Annotated in this window: 17 protein-coding genes; 11 read left to right on the top strand and 6 right to left on the bottom strand. The window is 65.0% G+C overall.

From position 1 onward, the window contains the following. Nucleotides 1-49: 49 nt before the first annotated feature. Together ISG32_RS02390 and ISG32_RS02385 are read left to right on the top strand one after the other, a co-directional pair. Nucleotides 50-1,270, top strand: coding sequence for a hypothetical protein (locus ISG32_RS02390; RefSeq protein ID WP_194769402.1), 1,221 nt, complete (start codon nt 50-52; stop codon nt 1,268-1,270). 389 nt (nt 1,271-1,659) lie between these two features. Next, nucleotides 1,660-2,595, top strand: coding sequence for a bile acid:sodium symporter family protein (locus tag ISG32_RS02385; protein ID WP_194769401.1), 936 nt, complete (start codon nt 1,660-1,662; stop codon nt 2,593-2,595). 9 nt (nt 2,596-2,604) lie between these two features. Here the strand turns inward: ISG32_RS02385 and ISG32_RS02380 are convergent, their stop codons facing one another. The 3 genes from ISG32_RS02380 to apbC form a co-directional block, all read right to left on the bottom strand. After that, nucleotides 2,605-2,910: a hypothetical protein gene (locus ISG32_RS02380; RefSeq protein ID WP_323745882.1), complete on the bottom strand. Its 306-nt coding sequence runs from the start codon at nt 2,908-2,910 to the stop codon at nt 2,605-2,607. After that, complete coding sequence (locus tag ISG32_RS02375; RefSeq protein ID WP_194769400.1) at nt 2,907-5,198, bottom strand: FdhF/YdeP family oxidoreductase; 2,292 nt, start codon at nt 5,196-5,198, stop codon at nt 2,907-2,909. The genes ISG32_RS02380 and ISG32_RS02375 overlap by 4 nt, the downstream gene beginning before the upstream one ends. A gap of 100 nt (nt 5,199-5,298) precedes the next feature. Beyond that, nucleotides 5,299-6,390, bottom strand: coding sequence for an iron-sulfur cluster carrier protein ApbC (gene apbC / locus ISG32_RS02370; RefSeq protein WP_194769399.1), 1,092 nt, complete (start codon nt 6,388-6,390; stop codon nt 5,299-5,301). A gap of 130 nt (nt 6,391-6,520) precedes the next feature. Here apbC and ISG32_RS02365 point away from each other — a divergent pair, with 130 nt between their 5' ends. The 4 genes from ISG32_RS02365 to ISG32_RS02350 all read left to right on the top strand — a co-directional run bounded on the left by ISG32_RS02365 (nt 6,521) and on the right by ISG32_RS02350 (nt 10,887). Then, on the top strand, nt 6,521-7,108 hold the full coding sequence (locus ISG32_RS02365; RefSeq protein WP_194769398.1) for a restriction endonuclease: 588 nt from the start codon (nt 6,521-6,523) through the stop codon (nt 7,106-7,108). Nucleotides 7,109-7,126: 18 nt separating this feature from the next. Then, complete coding sequence (locus tag ISG32_RS02360) at nt 7,127-8,350, top strand: patatin-like phospholipase family protein (RefSeq protein ID WP_194769397.1); 1,224 nt, start codon at nt 7,127-7,129, stop codon at nt 8,348-8,350. 93 nt (nt 8,351-8,443) lie between these two features. Beyond that, a complete protein-coding gene (metG, locus tag ISG32_RS02355) occupies nt 8,444-10,513 on the top strand; it encodes a methionine--tRNA ligase (protein WP_194769396.1) in 2,070 nt (689 codons plus the stop codon). A 17-nt stretch (nt 10,514-10,530) separates the two neighbouring features. Beyond that, entirely contained in the window at nt 10,531-10,887 is a 357-nt protein-coding gene (locus ISG32_RS02350) for a hypothetical protein (protein WP_228529538.1), read from the top strand. Nucleotides 10,888-10,997: 110 nt separating this feature from the next. On the opposite strand, the gene bamE is transcribed toward ISG32_RS02350, so the two are convergent. The 3 genes from bamE to ISG32_RS27740 all read right to left on the bottom strand — a co-directional run bounded on the left by bamE (nt 10,998) and on the right by ISG32_RS27740 (nt 15,913). Further along, nucleotides 10,998-11,498: an outer membrane protein assembly factor BamE domain-containing protein gene (gene bamE, locus ISG32_RS02345; protein WP_194769395.1), complete on the bottom strand. Its 501-nt coding sequence runs from the start codon at nt 11,496-11,498 to the stop codon at nt 10,998-11,000. A 217-nt stretch (nt 11,499-11,715) separates the two neighbouring features. Then, nucleotides 11,716-12,510 (bottom strand): DeoR/GlpR family DNA-binding transcription regulator, encoded by a 795-nt coding sequence (locus ISG32_RS02340; protein ID WP_194769394.1) that lies wholly within the window; start codon nt 12,508-12,510, stop codon nt 11,716-11,718. Nucleotides 12,511-12,643: 133 nt separating this feature from the next. Next, a complete protein-coding gene (locus ISG32_RS27740) occupies nt 12,644-15,913 on the bottom strand; it encodes a purple acid phosphatase family protein (protein ID WP_194769393.1) in 3,270 nt (1,089 codons plus the stop codon). Nucleotides 15,914-16,293: 380 nt separating this feature from the next. Here ISG32_RS27740 and ISG32_RS02330 point away from each other — a divergent pair, with 380 nt between their 5' ends. The 5 genes from ISG32_RS02330 (at nt 16,294) to ISG32_RS02310 (ending at nt 20,783) form a co-directional block, all read left to right on the top strand. Beyond that, nucleotides 16,294-16,497, top strand: a complete 204-nt coding sequence (locus ISG32_RS02330; protein ID WP_194769392.1) for a DUF3460 family protein — start codon at nt 16,294-16,296, stop codon at nt 16,495-16,497. A gap of 29 nt (nt 16,498-16,526) precedes the next feature. Then, entirely contained in the window at nt 16,527-17,393 is an 867-nt protein-coding gene (locus ISG32_RS02325) for a segregation and condensation protein A (protein ID WP_194769391.1), read from the top strand. Nucleotides 17,394-17,435: 42 nt separating this feature from the next. Further along, a complete protein-coding gene (locus ISG32_RS02320) occupies nt 17,436-17,795 on the top strand; it encodes a 5-carboxymethyl-2-hydroxymuconate Delta-isomerase (protein ID WP_194769390.1) in 360 nt (119 codons plus the stop codon). A 226-nt stretch (nt 17,796-18,021) separates the two neighbouring features. Further along, nucleotides 18,022-20,055 (top strand): TonB-dependent receptor, encoded by a 2,034-nt coding sequence (locus ISG32_RS02315; protein WP_194769389.1) that lies wholly within the window; start codon nt 18,022-18,024, stop codon nt 20,053-20,055. A 26-nt stretch (nt 20,056-20,081) separates the two neighbouring features. Further along, nucleotides 20,082-20,783: a DUF4198 domain-containing protein gene (locus ISG32_RS02310; RefSeq protein ID WP_194769388.1), complete on the top strand. Its 702-nt coding sequence runs from the start codon at nt 20,082-20,084 to the stop codon at nt 20,781-20,783. Nucleotides 20,784-20,810: the final 27 nt, after the last annotated feature.

The following is a 20,810-nucleotide window of genomic DNA, read 5'->3' as shown; positions in this document are numbered from 1 at the left end:
CGCCCTCTCTGACATAGTCGGGTGGTTTTCTTCATCCAGCGAACCGTCCATGCGCAGACCCACTCCTTCGACTTCGTTCACGACACCTTGGCGCGCCGCCCTCTTCGCCGCCTGCCTGCTCGCGCAGGGCGCCATCGCCCACGCCGCGCCTGAAGGCGTGAGCACCGGCAGTTGCGATGTGCTGGCCTCGGGCCAGTTGCGCAGTGGCGAGTACATCGCACAGTACGAAGGCGCATGCAAGAACGGTCTGGCAGATGGCAATGGCAAGGCGACATGGCAGTCGCGCTATGCGCAGTCCGCAGCGCCCGTCGTGTGGCAAGGCAAGTTCACTCAAGGCGTCTATCTCGCCGATCCGCAGACGCTGGGCACAAAGCGCGTGGACAGCACGCGCGTGCTGCTCGACACCGGCCCGCTCGATGCGCCCAAGGGCGCGAAGGCCGGGCGGCTCTGGGTGGAGAGCCGCGTGGAGGGCAAGCTGCCGCCGTCGATCTGCCAACCGCTGAGCCTGCAGGTCTCGGCCAACGGAGATTTCGCGAGCGACGATCTCGCCAAGGGCTGGATGGACAAGGCGTATGCGCGCTGGCTCTCCATCTGCAAAGCCTCGGGCGCGGATGCCTTGAAAGGCCGCCAGCTGCGCGTGCTGCTGCATGACGGCACGGGCTGGTCACCCGATTCCTACGGCAACATTCCGGGTGGCGTGGCCCAGGCCTCGAGGCCCATCAGCGCGACGGCCGAAGCCGCGCCACACACTTGGCAGAGCTACAGCAACCGCGCGGCACAGCAACAGGCCAGCGCCCAGCGCGACAAGCAGCAGGCCGAGCAGTTGCAGGCCAACGAGAAGCGCCTGCGCGCGTTTGCCCACAAGCATGGCGCGACGCGCTATGTCGAGCTGCGGGCGCTGGAGAAGAATCCGTTTCGCTTCGGCGACAGCGTGATCCTCGTGGCGGTGCGCATGCACGAGGCGCGCACGCCCATCGAGGCCACGGTGCGCTCCGCCAATGGCGGGCGGTACGACTGGTCCAACGTGCTGCTGCGCGGCCCCATCGCCAACTGGGACGAACAGGGCCGCATCGTCGCGGCGCGCGTGAAGGGGCGCTCCACCGACGACGGAACACGCGATGCGGTGATCCTCGAGATCATCGACAGCCAGCGCTGCGAGGCGTCCAACTGCGAAGACTATCTCTACATGCCGGGCAACCGCTGGCTGCGCGACGAGGCCCTGAACGCCGCGCTGCACGAGCCGCAGATTCTGGCGCGCGGAACCCGTTGATTTCACAGGCGCAGGCACTTGACAATGCCGCCCGCAATGACCCACGGGCGACATCGGTATCGCAAACTCCCTAAGATTCCCGATGTGCCCCGCGTTCCGACCCACGCCGCGTGGCCATCGCACTTACCCGTGTCTGTCTTTAGTGCGTTTTTGCGATCTCCACGCGGCCTTGCAGGCGCGGTCTCGGGCGGTCTGCGCCTCGCAGCCCATCCCGATCCGCATCCGGCAAGCCTCACGACGAGATCGTCAACACGCGCTTAGGGAAGTTCTGCGCCGCCACCCAGGCCCCGAACCCTGCCCATCTGTCGATCCGGCCGCCCCGCGGCCTTTGCAGCGCCCTGCACACCCAACGCCGCGCTGCACGGTTTTTGAGTCAAGGATTTTTCACCATGCAGGCCATCGCTCGCCTGAGCCAATTCGTTGGCAGGACGTTCGCTCTCTGGACGTTGCTTTTCGCCATTCTGGCTTTCTATTTCCCCGCACAGTTCAAATGGATCGGCCCCTACGTCGTGCCGCTTCTGGGCGTCATCATGTTCGGCATGGGTCTCACGCTGTCCAAGGCGGATTTCCGCGAAGTGCTGCGCCGCCCTCTGGACGTGACCATCGGCGTGCTCGGTCAGTTCGTCATCATGCCGGGCCTGGCCTGGGCGCTGTCCAAGGGCCTGAACCTGCCGCCCGAAGTGGCCGTGGGCGTGATCCTCGTGGGCTGCTGCCCCGGCGGCACGGCCTCGAACGTGATGACCTTTCTGGCGCGCGGCGACGTTGCGCTGTCGGTGGCCATCACCTCCGTGACCACACTGCTTGCGCCCATCGTGACGCCCGCGCTGATCTATCTGCTGGCCAGCCAGTGGATCGAGGTGAGCGCGGCCGCCATGTTCTGGTCCATCGTGCAGGTGGTGGTGCTGCCGATCGCGCTTGGCGTGATCTGCCAGACCTTTCTGCGCGACAAGGTCAAGGCCGCCGTCGATGTGCTGCCGCTCGTCTCGGTGATCGCCATCGTCGCCATCGTGGCCGCCGTCGTGTCGGGCAACCAGCAGCGCATCGCCACCAGCGGTCTGATGATCTTCGCCGTCGTGGTGCTGCACAACGGTCTCGGCTATCTGCTCGGCTACGGTCTGGCCAAGCTGTTCGGCATGAGCGTGCCCAAGCGCAAGACACTGGCCATCGAGGTCGGCATGCAGAACTCGGGCCTCGGCGTGGCGCTGGCCACCGCGCACTTCTCGCCGCTGGCCGCCGTGCCCAGCGCGATCTTCAGCGTGTGGCACAACATCTCCGGCCCGATCATCGCCACTGTTTTTCAACGCTTCGACAACAACAAGCGCTGATCCAGACGGCTACCGCGCGCCTTCGTCGAGAAGCGCGCGGCCTGCGGGCGTCAGCAGCACGAGCCAGCGTGACTCGTCCTGCTGCAAGCGGACCCAGCCCGGCCCGCGCTGGGCTCCAATCTGCGCATCGCTCATCAGCGTGATCTCGCGCATCAGTACGCTGGCGCTCTCTCCCAGAATCTTCGACAGACGCGACAGCGGCACCGCTGCCGTTTCATCACCGCGCGCCTTCAACTCCTGCGCAAGCGCCAGCAGAATCCGTGCGGCCAGCGGCACGGGCTGCTCGCGTGACGCATCGCCCGCCTCCTGGCTCACGCGGGCGCCCTGCCCGGCTCCAGCACCACGGGGATGGACTTGGAGGTAGGCGTGCCCGCATTGGCCGCGACGGCCGACAGCGGCACCAGCGGATTGGTCTCTGGGTAATAAGCCGCAATATTGCCGCGCGGGATGTCGTAGGCCACGAGCTTGAAGCCGTCGGCGCGTCGCTCCTGACCGTCGTCCCAGACGGTGCGGATGTTGATCCAGTCTCCATCCTTCATGCCGAGCGCGCGGATGTCGTCGGCATGGATGAACACCACGCGGCGCTGGCCGAACACGCCGCGGTAGCGGTCGTCCATGCCGTAGATGGTGGTGTTGTACTGGTCGTGCGAGCGCGTGGTGAGCAGCGTGAAGACAACCTGGTCGCGCACCCGTTCGCGTGCGCGGTGCGATGGCGTGTCGCGTGGCACCGCGTGCGCCAAGAATGACGCCTTGCCGCTCGCCGTGCTCCACACCCTCTCGCTCGCCGTGTTGCGCAGGCGAAAGCCGCCGGGCACCGCCACGCGCTCGTTGAAGCGGGCAAAGTCGGGGAACACTTTTTCGATCTCGTCGCGGATCAGCGCGTAATTGCCTGCGAGCTGCAGCCAGTTCACGCGGCTGCGCCCGCCGAGCGTCGCATGCGCGAGCCGCGCGACGATGGCGGGCTCGGACAGCAGATGCTCCGACGCGGGCGGGTTGATGCCCATCGAGATGTGCACCATGCTCATCGAATCCTCCACCGTCACGCCCTGCACGCCGCTGGCCTGCATGTCGATCTCGGTGCGGCCGAGGCACGGCAGGATCAGTGCCTCCTTGCCATGCACCACGTGACTACGGTTGAGCTTGGTGGTGACGTGCACCGTCAGGTCGCAGCGCGCGAGGGCCTTCCAGGTTTCGTAGGTGTCGGGCGTGGCCGCAGCGAAGTTGCCGCCGAGCGCGAAGAACACCTTGGCGTCGCCATCGCGCATCGCGGCGATGGCTTCGACCGTGTCCACGCCGTTCTCGCGCGGCGGCTCGAATCCGTAGACCGCCTGCAGCTTGTCGAGCAGCGCGGCGGGTGGCTTCTCCCAGATGCCCATGGTGCGGTCGCCCTGCACGTTGCTGTGTCCGCGCACGGGACAGGCGCCCGCGCCGGGGCGGCCGAGATTGCCGCGCAGCATCAGCAGGTTCACGATCATCTGGATCGTCGCCACCGAATGCATATGCTGCGTGATGCCCATGCCCCAGCAGGCGATCACGCTCCTGGCGCCGATGTATACATCGGCCGCGCTGCGCATCTGCGCCTCGCCGAGGCCGGATTCTTCTTCGAGGACCTGCCAGGATTCCTCACGCAGGCTGTGCGCGAGCGCTTCGAATCCGCTGGTGTGCTCAGCGATGAAGGCGCGGTCGAGCACGTCGCCACGCGCGTCTTCCTGTTCCAGCACATGCTTCATCATGCCTTTGAGGGCCGCAAGATCGCCGCCCACGCGCAGCTGGAAGTAGTGCGTGCTGATGGGCGTCGAGCCGAAGGTCGCCATCTCCAGCTTGTCCTGGGGATCGGCAAAGCGCTCGAGCCCGCGCTCGCGCAGCGGGTTGAAGCTCACGATGCGCGCGCCGCGCTTGTGCGCCTCGCGCAGCTCGCCGAGCATGCGCGGATGGTTGGTGCCCGGGTTCTGCCCGAAGATGAAGATCGCGTCGGCGCGCTCGAAATCGTCCAGCTCCACCGTCCCCTTGGCCACACCGATCTGCGGGCGCATCGCGCTGCCGCTCGGCTCGTGGCACATGTTGGAGCAATCGGGAAAATTGTTGGTGCCGAACTCGCGCACGAACAGCTGGTAGAGAAACGCCGCTTCGTTGCTCGCACGGCCCGAGGTGTAGAAGATCGCCTGATTGGGATCGGGCAACGCGTTCAGATGCCGCGCGATGATCGCGAACGCGTCGTCCCACGCGATGGGCAGGTACTTGTCGCTCGCCGCGTCGAACACCATCGGGTGCGTGAGCCGCCCCTGGTCTTCAAGCCAGAAGTCGCTCTGGCCGGCCAGCTCGCTGACCGTGTGCCGCGCGAACAGCTCGGGGCCCGCGCGACGCGCGGTGGCCTCGGCTGCCACGGCCTTGACGCCGTTTTCGCAGAACTCGAACGTGGATGCGTGATGGCGATCCGGCCACGCGCAGCCCGGGCAGTCAAATCCATCGGGCTGGTTGGCCGAGAGCAGCGTCTTCGCGCCCTTGAGCGGAATGTCCTGCCGGAGCAGCGCATTCTTCACGCTGTTGAGCGCACCCCAGCCACCGGCAGGGCCCTTGTAGAACTCGATCTTCTGCTCGCTCATGGCGCTGTCTCCTTGGGCACTCTGCCCTGCACTGTCTCGTGCTCTTCACGCTCGCCCGGCCACACTGCGGCAGCCTGGGCGATTCACCCGATGGCTTCGCTCAGGTGTTCTTGCTCACCGTGATGGTCGGGAACTTGGACGAGAAGTCCTTGGCCTGCTGCGCGATCTTCACCGCCACCGTGCGCGCGATCGACTTGTAGATCTTCGCGACGTCGCCATCCGGATCGGCCACCACCGTGGGTTTGCCGCTGTCGGCCTGCTGGCGGATGCTCATGGCCAGCGGCAGCGCGCCAAGGTAGTCCATACCCATCTTTTCGGCCATCTTCTTGCCGCCATCTTCGCCGAAGATGTGTTCCACATGGCCGCAGTTCGTGCACACGTGCACGGCCATGTTTTCCACCAGTCCCAGAATCGGCACGTTGACCTTCTGGAACATGTTGATGCCCTTCTTGGCGTCGAGCAGCGCGATGTCCTGCGGCGTGGTCACGATCACGGCGCCGGTCAGCGGCACCTTCTGCGACATGGTCAGCTGGATGTCGCCAGTGCCCGGAGGCATGTCGACGACGAGGTAGTCCAGGTCCTGCCAGCGCGTCTGCATGATGAGCTGCTCCAGCGCCTGGCTGGCCATCGGGCCGCGCCAGATCATGGCCTGCTCCTCGTCCACCAGAAAGCCGATGGAGTTGATCTGCAGACCCATGCTGCGCTTGGGCTCCATCAGCTTGCCGTCCAGACTCTCGGGCTTGCCCGAGGTGCTGGTCATCAGCGGCTGGCTCGGGCCGTAGATGTCGGCGTCGAGCAGGCCGACGTTCGCGCCCTCGGCCGCCAGCGCCAGCGCCAGATTCACGGCCGTGGTGCTCTTGCCCACGCCGCCCTTGCCGGACGCCACGGCGATGATGTTCTTCACGCCGGGCAGCATCTGCACGCCGCGCTGAACGGCATGCGCAATGATCTTGCTGACGACGTTGACCGAGACGTTCTCCACGCCCGGCAGCGCCTTGGCGGCCGTCACCAGTTGCTGGCGCAGCTCGGGCACCAGGCTCTTGGCGGGATAGCCGATTTCCACGTCGAAGGCGACGTCGCCGCCGCTGATCGAGACATTGCGCAGCGCGCGCGTGCTCACATAATCCTTACCGGTATAGGGGTCGCGGACCTGGGCGAGAGCCTCCATGAGACCCTGTTCAGTAATGGCCATACTTCATTAACTCCTCGAGAGTCGGGTAGTCTATCCAAGCTGGAACACACGTGCAGGCACGTGGCATTACAAAAAATCCGTCATTTACCCTGACGCAAGCTCCCAAGAAGGTTTCCCCGTGAAGTTGAAGATGGCCAAGAACTCCCTGTTCGCAATCCTGTTGCGTTCACCCTGGTGGATCAGTTTCGTGATCGCCATCGCCATCGTGGCGGCCTGCAGCGCCCTGCTGCCCAAGGAGATCTGGCCGTTTGCAGCGCTGGGTGCCGCGCCCATCTTCATCATCGGTTGCATGGCCGCATGGCGCCAGTTCAAGGCACCGAGCAGCGCCAAGGTCGAGGCCATCCGCGCCGAAGCGGCCGCCATGTCGTGGAAGCAGTTCGCCAGCGCCCTTGAGGCCGCATGGGCGAGCGAGGGCCAGAGCGTGCAGCACATCACCGACCGCGCCGCCGACCTGCGCCTGGAAAAATCCGGCACCGCCACGCTGGTCAGCGCCCGCCGCTGGAAGGCCGCCACGCACGGTGTCGAGCCTCTGAGGGAACTAAATGATGCCGTCGTGCGACTCAAGACACAGTACGGCGTCTACGTGGTGCTGCAAGGCACCCTGAGCGAGACGGCGCGCGCTTATGCCAAAGAGCACGGCCTGCTGCTGCTCGAAGGCGACGCGCTCGCCGCGATGCTGCTGAAGTCGAAACCGAAATCGAGACCAAACAACACCTGACACCCTTTGGCCCCCCACATGCAAACAGCGCACACGCCTCTCACCGGATTGGTACTTTCGGGAGGCGGCGCGCGCGCGGCCTATCAGGTGGGCGTGCTCGAAGCCATCGCCGACCTGCGCATCGCCTGCGGCCTGCCGCGCCAGAACAGCCCGTTCCAGATCTTCTGCGGCACCTCGGCCGGAGCCATCAACGCGGCGGCTCTGGCCAGCGCGGCCGACCATTTCGACGACGCCGTGCGCCATGTCGCCAGCGTCTGGCGGCACTTTCACGCCGAGCAGGTCTACCGCGCCGACTCTCTGAGCGTGATCCGCAGCGGCGCGCACTGGCTCACGCTGCTCTCGCTCGGCTGGACCGTCGCGCGCTGGCGCAAGGTGCGCCCGCATGCGCTGCTCAACAACCAGCCGCTGGCCGAACTGCTCAAGCAGCTCGTGCACCTCGACCGCCTCCCCGAGCTGATACGCGACGGCCACCTGAGCGCCCTCGCCGTCACCGGATCGAGCTACACCACTGGCGAGCACATCACCTTCTACCAGTCACGCGACGCCCGCGCGCCCTGGGTGCGCTCGCAGCGCAAGGCCGTGCGCACCGACATTGGCATCAGCCACCTGCTCGCCTCCTCGGCCATTCCGTTCATCTTCCCTGCCCGTCCGGTCACCGTGGACGGCCAGCCCCACTACCTCGGCGATGGCTCGATGCGCCAGACCGCCCCCATCGCGCCCGCCATCCATCTGGGCGCAGAACGCATCCTCGTCATCGGCGCAGGCCGCATGAAGGAGCCCGATGCGCAACTGCCGCAAGGAGCGGAACCCAGCTACCCCTCGCTCGCCCAGATCGGCGGCCATGCGCTCTCCAGCATCTTCCTCGATGCCCTCTCGGTGGACATCGAACGCGCCGAGCGCATCAACCAGACCCTCTCCCTCATCCCCGCCGAAGCCCGCGCGCGCAGCCCGCTGCGCCCCTTGAATCTGCAGGTGATCTCACCCAGCCAGCGCATCGACGAAATCGCCGCGCGCCACATCAGCGAACTCCCCGCCACCATCCGCACCCTGCTCGGCGCCGTCGGGGTGAAAGAGCCCATACCCGGCCAACCCGGCGCAGGCGGCGCGGCGCTTGCGAGCTACCTGCTGTTCGAGCCCGGTTTCACCGGCGAACTGATGGCTCTCGGCCGCGCGGACGTGGAGGCCAAGCGCGAGGAAATCTGTGCATTCTTTGGATGGACGGCCCCCGGCCAAGCCCACTAAGGCGTAGAAGAAAACTTCACCAATTACAATGCAGGGTTCCGCCCGAAATGGCCCATTTGCCACAATTTCGAGGCTTACCGAAAGTTTGAACCGATGACTGCACGCAAGATTTTCGCCACCACCGCACTGCCGTATGCCAACGGCAACTTCCATATCGGCCACATCATGGAATACATCCAGGCCGACACATGGGTGCGTGCGCAGCGAATGCAGGGCAATGTGGTGAACTTTGTGGGTGCCGACGACGCGCACGGCGCGCCGATCATGATCGCGGCCGAGAAGGCGGGCAAGACGCCGCAGCAGTTCGTGGCCGACATCGCCGCCGGACGCAAACAGTATCTCGACGGCTTTCACATCGCCTTCGACAACTGGAGCAACACCGACAGCGCCGAGAACCACGAGCTGTCCAAGCAGATCTATCTCGACCTGAAGAAGGCCGGGTTCATCGAGACGCGCGTGATCGAGCAGTTCTTCGACCCCGAGAAGAACATGTTCCTGCCCGACCGTTTCATCAAGGGCGAGTGCCCGCGCTGCCACGCCAAGGACCAGTACGGCGATAACTGCGAGGTGTGCAGCTCCGTCTACTCACCCACCGATCTGATCAACCCGTATTCCGCACTCTCGGGTGCGAAGCCGGTGCTCAAGACGTCGGAACATTTCTTCTTCAAGCTCTCCGATCCGCGTGCCGTGGAATTCCTCACCGAATGGACGCAGGACGGCGTGCATGTGCAGCCCGAAGTCGCTAACAAGATCAAGGAATGGTTCGGCGTGCGCACCAATCCCGATGGCACGACCAGCGAAGGTCTGGACGACTGGGACATCAGCCGCGACGCGCCCTATTTCGGCATCGAGATTCCAGACGCGCCGGGCAAATACTTCTACGTGTGGCTGGATGCGCCCGTGGGCTATCTCGCCTCGCTCAAGGAGCTCCTCAACAAGCGCGGCGAGAACTACGACGCCTACATGGCCGATCCCGCCCTCGAGCAGTACCACTTCATCGGCAAGGACATCATCACTTTCCACACGCTGTTCTGGCCCGCGATGCTGAAGTTCAGCGGACGCAAGACGCCCACCAAGATCTGCGTGCACGGCTTCATGACGGTGAACAACGGCGAGAAGATGAGCAAGAGCCGCGGCACGGGTCTGGATCCGCTCAAGTACCTGAGCCTCGGCATGAATCCCGAGTGGCTGCGCTATTACCTGGGCGCCAAGCTCAACGGCAAGAACGAGGACATCGACTTCAACCCCGAAGACTTCATGGCGCGCGTGAACGCCGATCTGATCGGCAAGTACGTGAACATCGCCTCGCGCGCGGCGGGCTTCCTCGTTAAGCGTTTTGGCGGCAAGCTCGGCGAGATGAGCGACGACGGCCAGGCGCTGATCGCCCAGCTGCGCGAGCAGCAAGGCCCCATCGTCGCGGCCTACGAGGCCCGCGACACCGCGCGCGTAGTGCGCGAAGTCATGCTGCTGTGCGACCGCGTGAACAGCTATGTCGACGCCAACAAGCCTTGGGAACTGGCCAAGAAGGAAGGCATGGACGCGCGCCTGCAGGACGTGTGCACAACCTGCATCGAGGCCTTCCGCATCCTGACCGTGTACCTCAAGCCCATCCTGCCGCAGGTGGCCGCAGAGGTCGCGAACTTCCTCATCGTGCCGCCCGAGAGCTTTGCCGACATCGCCAAGCCGCTGGGCAAGGATCACCAGATCGGCGAGTACAAGCACCTGATGCAGCGCGTGGACGTGAAGCAGCTCGACGCGCTGTTTGAAGCCCCTCCTGCTCCGGTAGAGGAAAAAGTGCTGCCCGGTGGCGAAGAGATCGCCCCCACGATCACCATCGATGATTTCGCCAAGGTCGACCTGCGCATCGCGAAGATCGTCGAATGCAAGGCTGTCGAAGGCTCGACCAAGCTGCTGCAGCTCACACTGGACGTGGGCGAAGGCCGCACGCGCAACGTCTTCAGCGGCGTGAGCAGCATGTACAAGCCCGAGCAGCTGCAGGGCAAGCTCACCGTGGTGGTCGCCAACCTCGCACCGCGCAAGATGAAGTTCGGCGTGAGCGAAGGCATGGTCCTCGCAGCGAGCCACGCGGACGAGAAAGCCCACCCCGGCATCTACGTGCTTGAGCCCTTCCCCGGCGCGACGCCCGGCATGCGCATTCACTGACCCGACGCGTTCATCTCATGAGCACACCCAAGCCCCTTCGCCGCAAAAGCCCCGGGGCTTTTTTGTGGCTTCTCCTCGGCGCGCCTTGGCTGCTGACCTCGCTGTCCGGCTGCACCGTGGTCAGCGTCGCCGGATCGGTGGTGGGCCTCGCGGCGGACGCCGCCATCGGCACCGTGCGCATCGTTGGCAAGGGCGTGGGCAAGGCGGCCGATGCCATGCTCGATGATGACGATGAAAAGCCGGACAACAGCGGGATCACCATCAAATACCGCGAATCGCGCGAGGCGCCGTTGACAGATCAACCCACCCGTTCGGGTGCCAGCGCGGGTGCTGCAGCGCCCGCGCACGCCGCGGGGTCCAACTCGCCGCAGTGAACGGTTGCCAGTGAATGGCAAACGACGTTCACGGCTTCCAGTTTCATCGCAACGCCAAGCCTGGTGCGGCGCATCCTGGCGATCAGGAGGCCGCCGAAGGCGACGCCGGATCAAGGACCGTCGTGCAGCTTCTCGGCGCTGTAGCTGTTCTTCACCCGGAAATCCGGGCCGAACACCACCGTAAAGTGCATCTGGCGTGTGGGCGGGTCGATCCAGTTCCAGTCCCACTCGACGGTCTGCTTGAGGTTGTAGGGCACGGCCTTGGCGGGCATGCCGAGGATGCGGCGCACCTGCTCCTGGCTCATGCCGGGCTGGATCTTTTCAAAGTTGTGCGGCGCAAGCACTTGGCGCAGCGCGCTCATCTTGCCATCGGTGCCGATGGTGATCATGTAGTTGCGCGCGCCCATGGGCTGGCGGTTGTATTCGAAGGTGCGCGAGCCATCAGGCTCCTGCCAGACGAACTCGGGCTCGCCGAACTTGGCGCGCACGTCCATCTCGGTGGAGACACCCTCCTCCAGCTCCTTGATGCGCTGGTTGTCACACCCGGCCAACATCGTGACCACCGCGAGAGCCGCCGCCAAACCTGCACGCACCATGCGCGTCATTGCCATGAAATGTCCTTCCGATTGAACCTGTCGTAGAGGCGTTCGTCATCATAGTGATCCACCGTGAACTCACTCGAGGACGGCACTCTAACGCGTCAGAAGCGGTTTGGGTTGGCGAAGATGCCAAATCGTACGAATGTTTGCAGTGTTCACCAGTCAGCAGGTTCGATTGCGGGACAGGCGCGGCCTGCCATGGGTCCAACGCCGTCGCTCCACGTTACCTCTAAACCTCGACCACCGCGACACTCGCCTCCCGCAGCTCCGCCAACGCTGCGGCATTCGCCGCGTGTGCATTGGTCACCACCGCATCCGTCTGCGCCGCCGTTGCGACGGCATAGCGCCCGCGCACGCCCACCTTGCTGTAGTCGGCCAGGATTTGCAAGGATGATGACTGCTCGATCATCGCCGTGGCGACGCTGGCTTCGTGGGCGTCGAAGAAGGTGACGCCGTCGGCCGCGCTGATGCCAAACGGCGACAGCAGGGCCACGTCGGCGCGGTAGTTGCGGATGGCGTTGAGCGTGACCTCGCCATAGGTGCAGGGCACTTCGGGATTGATGTCGCCGCCGAGCAGGATCACGCGCAGCGCGCTCGATCCGTTCGATCCCGACACACCAGGCTGCGCGGACTGGAGCTTGAGCGCGGCGGCGATGGAGTTGGTCACCACCACGAGCGGCGTCTTCATCAGGCACAGCTCTTCGGCAAAGATGCCCGTGGTCGTGCCCGCGTCCAGAAACACCATTTGGCCGGGGTGCAGGCGCTTGACGGCGGCGCGGGCGATGGCGCGCTTTTCGCTCACGCGCTGGGTCTGGCGCTGCACGAACGGAGGCTCTTCCTCCTGGGCCACGCGCGCGACGCCGCCATGCACGCGGCGCACGAGGCCGAGTGATTCGAGCGCGAGCAGATCGAGGCGTATGGTCTCTCGCGAGACCTGCAGGTCCTGGATCAGCTGTTCGGTGCGCACGCGGTCAAGGGATGCGAGCAGCGATTGGATGCGTGCGAACCGGTCTTCTTGCAACATGGGTGGTCTGGCCTTGGCTTGAAAAAATGCAGGGCGACTTCGAGCATATGCGAAGTCGCCCCGGCTCAGAGCGTGTTGACGATCTCAGGGAAGCGGCTCTCGACGAGCCCGCTTCATGTCGTCATCGCGCTCGTCATGCGCGAGATGCGCGCTGGTCGCGGCGCTGCCTCCATGCACCCCATCCGCCCATCAGCAACGCGGCCAATGCCAGCATCAGCGGGTGGCCTACGGGAACCGGCTGGACCGTTGGCGTGACGGGCGGCGTCACCGGTGGGTTCACGACGGTGGCAGGGCTCGCGATCAGCACCGGGTCGACGATGGCGGCGTTGACCTTGCCATCCTCGTCGAGCACGCCGCCGTCGGTCACGCGGTAGCTCACGGTGCTGCCGGTGATGGTGGCGTTCGGGATCTCGGTGGCGATCTTGTTGCCGCTCGCGTCGGTGGACACCTTCATGAGCTTGCTGCCCGTGGGCAGTGGCGCTGGGAGAGTCAGCGTGATGCTGGCTTCGAAGCCCGGCGTGGCGCAGTCGCTCAGGCTGAAGGCGATGAGACCGCTCGCCGCCTTCTGTCCATCGGGCAGCAAACCGGCGGGCACGGCACTCGCGCTCGAGGTGACCTGCTTGCAGCTCTCGAGCGATTGCACGTTGAGGCTGGCGCCGGGCAGGCCCGCGCCGGGCGACGGGAGCTGCGTGTCGATCAGCACCTGGGGCTTTGGTGGATCGACGGGATCAACGGGATCAACGGGATCGACCGGATCGACCGGGTCGACCGGATCGGTCGGCTCAGGCGCGGGGTTGCCGAGCTCGAATGATCCGGCCGCGCTCCAGTCCGACCAGTTCAGGTTTTCGTCGCGCACGCGAACGCGCCAGTACCAGCGCTCGTCGTTGCCAAGACTCAGCACCTCGGGCGCCTTGCCGTTGAACGGATCGAGCTCCGAGCCCTTCTCGCCATTGGCCTGCGTGAGGCGGGCAAAGCACTGACGGCCGCCCTGGCGCGGATCGTCCGCACCGCCCGTGTCACCGTATTCATCCCACTTGTAGGCGCAGCTCCAGCGGTCGAGCAGGCTGTTGCCGCCCGCGATGAACGCGTGATTGAGCTTGCCGCGCTTGGTGGCCGCGCCCACGTTCGGATAGACGCGCTTGGGGTTGGCGAGCAACTGTCCCAGCGCGAGCGTGGTGATGTCCGCATCCTTTTGCGTGTTGACGCGCGCGTTGTTCAGATAGGTCCAGTTCTCGCGGCGGGTGTCGTTGCCCCACACGTCGTAGACGGGCGCGCCGGCGTCGAACTTGCGCGATTTCGAGAGCTGCCACTGCGCCTCGTAGATCGCGGGAGAGCCGCTCATCGCATAGCGCAACTGCACCGAGGCTGCATCGACCTTGCCGAGGCTGGCCTCGGGCAATTGCGGACTGGCGGCGAAGCGCTCGCTGGTCACGCGGATGGCGTCGTTGGCCGATGGACTGACGGCCGTGCCGCTCAGGTCGTAGCGCTTCCATTCAAGCGACGGCGCGGCAGCGTCGTCGAAGCTGTAGCGCAGCGTGCCGTAGCCGAACGCGAGCTTGGTGTTGGCGATCACGTCGAGGTCGGTGTCATCGTCCTGCTCGGCCGATTCAAGGCCGCCGCTGCCCGAAGCCACGTTGAGCCAGAGATGGCGGCTGTCCATCGAATTGCCGCGTTCGTAGAAATGCACATGCCCGTTCACGTTGGCGGTGATGGCGCCGCTGCTGCGTCCGTAGTCTTCAAGCTGCGAGATGAAGTCGCAGGCCGCGATCACCTCGCCCTGCCGCCATTTCTCGCTCAGACAAGGGTGGTGGTTGAGCAGCAGCACGTAGGGCTTGGCCTCTTCACGCGTGCGCTTCATCAGGCCGGTGAACCAGTCGAGATGCTCCTTCATGTAGTCCGCGCGGAACAGACCACGACCGTTGTCGTAGTTGGTCCAGCCGCCGGTGTTGTGCATGGCGGAGGCGGGATTGAAATCGCTCGCGACGATGCGCAGCCCCAGATAGTCCACGGAGTACCAGTGCAGCGGATGCTTCTCGGAGCCGTTGGAGGGAAGGCGGTTGAAGTACTTGCGGTAGGTCTTCATCCAGCTTTTCTCGCTGCCTGCGCTGGCCTGCTCGCCGAAGTACTCGTGGTTGCCCGCGGCGGGCAGCAGCGGCACGTAGGCCGAGAGCGCGCTCAGCGGCGTGAAGAACTGCGCGGCCCACTGGGTGCGCGAGTTGCCCGAGGCCACCAGATCGCCCGGCACGACGAAGCCCGCGAGCGCCTCGGCGCACTGCGCGGGCTGACCGCCGCAGTCGTTGGCGATCAGGCCGTTGACGATGTTCTTGAAGCGGTTGTCGATGCCGTCCTGCGTGTCGGACACGGTGGCGAATTTGGCGCTCATGACCTTGTCGCCCGCGCGTGGCCAGGTCTTGAAGCGGTATGGCCCCGCGAGCTTGGGCGCGACGCTGGTGCCGGTGACGACGGCGTATTCATACAGCGTGTTGGAATCCAGCCCGGTGAGATCGGCGAAGAAAATGTTCGCGTCCTTGAAATCGCCCACGGCATTGACCGCGTTGACGATGGTGAACGGCCCGGTGGAGCCCGCCTTGCGCACCCAGACCGTCGGTGTCGATTCGGCGGTTTCCAGCATCACCGACATGTGGTCCATGCCGGGGTTCTGCAGCGTCGGGCCGACGGCCATCACCGGCTTCGTGTTCGTGGCGGGAAGCGCCGCAGGATCGAACGGCCCGGCGGACGGGGTGTCGTCGCGCTGCAACTTCACGTTGTCCAGCGCCCAGTACCAGTTGTTGGCGGTGCTGCGGTAGTTCCAGCTCACCTGTGCCGTGGTGGCGCCGGCGGGCGCGGTGAACTCCACGCTCGCGCTCTGGTTGAGCGTGTCGGCCGCGTACGACCGGACCACCGCATCGCCCTTGTCGAATGTGATCGTCACGTCCGCCGTCTGCGGGCTCTGCCCCTGGCGGTAGTGGGTGTCGAAGCTGACCACATAGCGCTTGGCCGCCGTCACCGCGAGGCTGGGAGCGATCAGCGCGGTGCTGTAGACCTTCTCGGCGCGCAGACCGTCGGACTCGATGATCGCGATGCCGCCCGAGCCCTTGCTGAAATCGCCGCGCTTGGTGCTGGCGGCGGTGGACTTGCTGGCCTTCCAGGCGTCGGTGGTCACGAACCTCCAGCCCAGCCATGTGGCGTTGTAGCCCGCGGCGGGCTTGACTTCGTCCACCGAGCCGTCGGAGTAGAAGGTCTTGACCGTCCAGCCCGCAGGCGGCTGGGTGCCGATGGTGGAGCCGACGCCCGCCGTGTCGAAGTTCTGCTCCTGAAGCACCGTGGTCTGTGTCTGGGCATGGGCCAGGCCGCAGATCGCCCACGTACCCGCAAGCCATAGAAGCCGCCGTTTGTTTTGCATGAATCCTCCTGCCTGAAGGCAAATCAGTGGTGTGGATTGGCTGGAATCACCAATAAATGCAAAAATTAACAAAATTACATGAAAATACAATGACATCCCAAGAACCGCTTGGAGGAAACAAGAAGCCTGCTGGCGATCTCGGCGGGCGGGTGGCAAGACGTCAACCGCAGCGCCCGCTTGGATCCGTGGCGAGCATTGGCAACGCGGGGCAGACCGCCAGAGGCAGCGGCTGCAAGACCGCGTCGGGACTGCGCCCGGCCCGCGTCTGGGCCACAAATAGGCTCTCAAGACGCACAAGGGCTAAAATGCGCGGCAAACCGCCTGTTTTTCTCTCTTTCTCTTCTTTTTCGCGTGCCCCGTGCACGCCACTGAAACGAGCCATGTCCTTCTTCCGCCGCCCCGACTACCAATCCGACACCACGCAGTTCATCAACAAGCTCAAGGAACAGAAGCCCGAGCTGGAAGCGCAGCAACTGCATGGCCGCTCGCTGCTGTGGGACAAGGAAGTCGACCGCGACGTGCAGAAGGAATACAACGACGGTCGCGTCGCCCAGAAGCCCTACGTCTATCAGACCAACTCCTGATGCGACGCCGCGCTTGAGCGGCGCCCGCCATGGCCGACCACGACGACCCGTCCATCACCGAAGACGACGCGCCGCCCGCCCCCCCGGGCAGCGATGGCCTGCCTGACGTCATCGATCAGGTCGCTCTCGCGCGCCTCTATGGCGAGCCGCTGTTCGCGCTGCCGCAGGATCTGTACATTCCGCCCGATGCGCTCGAGATCTTTCTCGAGGCCTTCGAAGGCCCACTGGATCTGCTGCTCTATCTGATCCGCAAGCAGAACTTCAACATCCTCGACATTCCGATGCTCAAGGTCACGCAGCAGTACCTGAGCTACGTGGACGAGATCCGCAGCCGCAATCTGGAGCTGGCCGCCGAGTACCTGCTGATGGCCGCGATGCTCATCGAGATCAAGTCGCGCATGCTGCTGCCGCCCAAGAAGCAGGAAGGCGAAGTCGAGCCCGAAGACCCGCGCGCCGAACTGGTGCGCCGCCTGCTCGAGTACGAACAGATGAAGCTCGCGAGCCAGCGCATCAACGCCGTGCCGCAGTACGGCCGCGACTTTCTGCGCGCGCAGGTCTACATCGAGCAGAGCCTGCAGCCGCGCTTTCCGGATGTGGAGCTGGTCGATCTGCAGGACGCCTGGCGCGACATCCTCAAGCGCGCCAAGCTCGTGCAGCACCACAAGATCACGCGCGAGGAGCTCTCGGTGCGCGAGTACATGAGCAACATGCTCAAGTCGCTGCAGGGCCGCCGTTTCGTCGAATTCGAAGAGCTGTTCCAGCCTGAAAAGGGCAGCACGGTGCTGGTCGTGACCTTCATCGCGATGCTCGAGCTCGCCAAGGAAACGCTCATCGAGATCACCCAGGCCGAGGCTTTCGCGCCGATCTACGTGCGCCTGGCCTACACGCCGGTCTGATCCGTTTTTTTCCAATCCCCCCGTTTTGCGGAGACCTCCGACATGCCCCATCTCGTCATCGACTACAGCGCCAATCTCACCGACTTTCCGCAGGCACAGATCCTCAAGGACGTGAACGCCGCGCTGTGCGCGCATCCTGAGATCAAGGAAGAGGCCGACCTCAAGAGTCGCACCAACCGCATCGAGCATTTCGAGATCGGCAACCAGCCCGCCAATCGCGGCTTCGTGCACGCCCAGCTGCGCCTGCTCTCGGGCCGCTCGCCCGAGGCGAAGAAAGAACTCGCCGAACAGGTTGCCGTGGTGCTGCGCAAGCACACGCCGCGTCCTGCGGGCGTGATGGTCCAGCTCAGCGTGGAGATCGTGGACATGGACCGTCCGAGCTATGTGAAGGAACGGCTGTAAGGCCTCCCTCTCACGCTCAGGCGAAAGCAACTCTTTCACCTGAGCGACACAACTGCAAGACAAACTGACAGCCGCACAATCCTCCACGCGGCCACTCCATACCGGATGCACCAAGCTGGGGCAATGCCAGGCGTGCATTGCCTCACACCAGCGTTACCGCAGGTACGGACCTTGCATGCTCTTCTGCTCATAACGATCAGGAGACCTGCTTCCCGCACCCCGCGCCATGCACCCACGAGCCTTCTTTCACCCCCATCCTCTCGCCGCCACCTGCGCGCTGCTTTTCCTCTCTGCTTCCGTCCACGCATCGGAGCAGGAATCCGTCGCCTCGCTGCCCACCATCGAAATCAAGGGCCAGACCACGCGCGGCGCCGCTGCGGCCTATTCGTCCACCGAGCTGACGACGCAGGATTTTCAGGACGCGCACATCAGCCATCCGCAGGATCTGCTGCGCAAGGTGCCCGGCATGAACGTGCAGAACTACAACCTCTCGGGCGTGGGCGACGCCATCGTGATGCGCGGCTTTGGCGGTGGCGGGCATGGGGGCGACATCGGCGTGGTGCTTGACGGTATTCCGCTCAACGAGGCCATGTCGCATGCCGATGGATATGTCGATCTGAACGTGATCGTGCCGCTCGAAATCCAGCGGCTCACGGTCTACAAGGGACCCGTGTCGGCGCTGTACGGCAACTTCAATCGCGCGGGGCTCATGGCCATCGAGACTCGCAAAAGCGAGCAGTACAAGGAGGCCGATCTGAGCCTCTCGTCGCATGCCACGCTCGATGCGCAGGCCGCGTTCGGCCTCAAGATCGACGAGGGAGAGCATCTGAATCTGGCAGCGCAGCACTACCGCACCAAGGGCTGGCGCACGCAGTCCGACCACGACCGAACCACGTTGGCCGCACGTTGGAGCAAGCAGGTCTCGGGCGATCTGGAAATTGCCGTGTCGGGCCGACTGCATCACAGCGAGGGCGACTCGCCGGGTTATCTGACGGGCGCGCAGTTCGCCACCGATCCCTACGGCAAGGACCCACGCGCGATGAACGACGGCGCGAAGAAGGACTTCGCCACGCTGCGCGCCGATGCGCGCTACTCGCTCGCGCCGGAGCTCACCTGGCTGTCGTTCGCCTACACCACGCGCCAGAGCTTCACGCGCTGGTTCAGCCGTCCGGTCAGCACCACCGCATGGCGCCAGCGCGAAGAGAACTATGACCGTGCGGTCTACGGCGCGGGCACCAGCCTGAACGGCAGCCACCAGACCTCCCTCACGCCACTCAAATGGGTGGCGGGCATCGAGGCGTTCCGCGAATCGACCGACTACGAATACTTTGATGGCCTCGACCGCCGCGCGCGCGTGAACCCCGCGATCAGCGACCGCACATCCAGGCTCAACAGCGTCTCGGCCTTCGGCGAGATCGACGCGCCCATTCACCCGCTGCTGCAGGTGTCGGCGGGCATGCGCTGGGACCGCTTCACCGGCGACTGCGAACGCAATGGCGCGGAGACCGGCAGCGACCCGTGCGGCGCGCTCAACCGCGTGTCGCACGGCAGCCCCAAGTTCGGCGTGCGCTCGCAGGTCGCGCCGGGCGTGCTGTTCCGAACCAGCTGGTCCGAAGGCTTTGCGCTGCCCAGCACGTTCGCCAAATACGCGCTCGGCGCGGCCAGCCTGAGTCCCAACGTCTTTCGCCAGACCGAGGTCGGCGTGCAGCTCAAGCCCTTCGCCGATCTGGTAGTGGACCTTGCCGCGTACCGCATGATCTCGTCCGATGAGATCCGCAACGTCGCGCCCGGCGTCTACGAGAACTACGGCCGCACCCGCCGCACCGGCGTGGAGATGAGCGCGCTGTGGGCCGCGCACCGCAATATCGATCTGCAGCTGGCCTGGGGCAGCGCCCACTCGCGCGTGCTCGAGAACGGCAACGCCGCGCTCATCGGCAACCGCGTTGCAGGCGTGCCGCGCACCACCACCACGTTCGGCGCGACATGGCGCCCCGCCCCGGCATGGGAGACCACACTGACCTGGCGACGCGTGGGCCGCTACGCGGTCAACGACGCGAACGCCGCCTTCCACAACGGCTTCGCGACATGGGACCTGGGCCTGAGCCACGATCTGCCCATGAATGGCCTGCGCCTCTACGCCCTGGTGAGCAATCTCACCGACAAGGTCCACGCCACCTCGTCCTCGATGATCGGTGGCATGCAGCTCTACACGCCCGGCGCGCCGCGCACCTTCAAGGTCGGCGTCCATGCGCGCTTCTAGATTTTTTCCGAATTGATCTTTCAGCCATGACACTCGCACACCTGCGCACCGCCTGCCTCGCCGCCCTGCTCACCACCCCGCTGGCGCAGGCCCACAACGTCTGGCTCGAGCCCGATGCCAACGGCGCCTACACCGTGCAGTTCGGCGGCCATGAGGGCAAGCTCGAGAGCTTTCCCATCGAAAAGCTCACCAGCGTGCAGGCCTACGACCGACGCGGACGCAAGATCGATGTGAAGATCGAGCCCCTGCAGGACGGTGCCCGCGTGACGCCCAAAAAAGAAGCCGCGATGCTCTCCGCGGAGTTCGACAACGGCTTCTACAGCCGGGTCGGCGACGGTCCGATGGTCAACAAGCCGATGGACGAAAACCCCGGCGCCACCAGCGGCGTGCACGCGCTCAAGTTCCACAAGACCTTCATCCAATGGGGCGTGTTGTCGAAAAAGGAACTGGGCCAGAAGTTCGAACTCGTCGCCCGCACCCACCAGCCCGCGCACGCAGGCCAGCCGGTGCAGTTCCAGGTGCTGTTCGACGGCCAGCCCAAACAGGGCGTGCGCGTCTCGCTCGGCGAGAAAGGTGAACCCGTGATGTCGGACGCGAACGGTCTGGTCGCGGTGACACCGAAGGCCGGAACCAACCAGCTCCAGGCCATATTGCGCATACCGGTGACGGGCAACGCGAAGACCACGCAGATCAGCTACGAGACGCTGGTCACCTTCCCGGCCCATTGACCCGAAGTTCGGGCGGTTCGTATTGGC

The organism is Diaphorobacter caeni (assembly GCF_015354245.1).
GTDB lineage: Bacteria > Pseudomonadota > Gammaproteobacteria > Burkholderiales > Burkholderiaceae_C > Diaphorobacter_A > Diaphorobacter_A caeni.
Note: the sequence above shows the minus strand (reverse complement) of the source record. Positions and strands in the feature narration are given on the sequence as shown.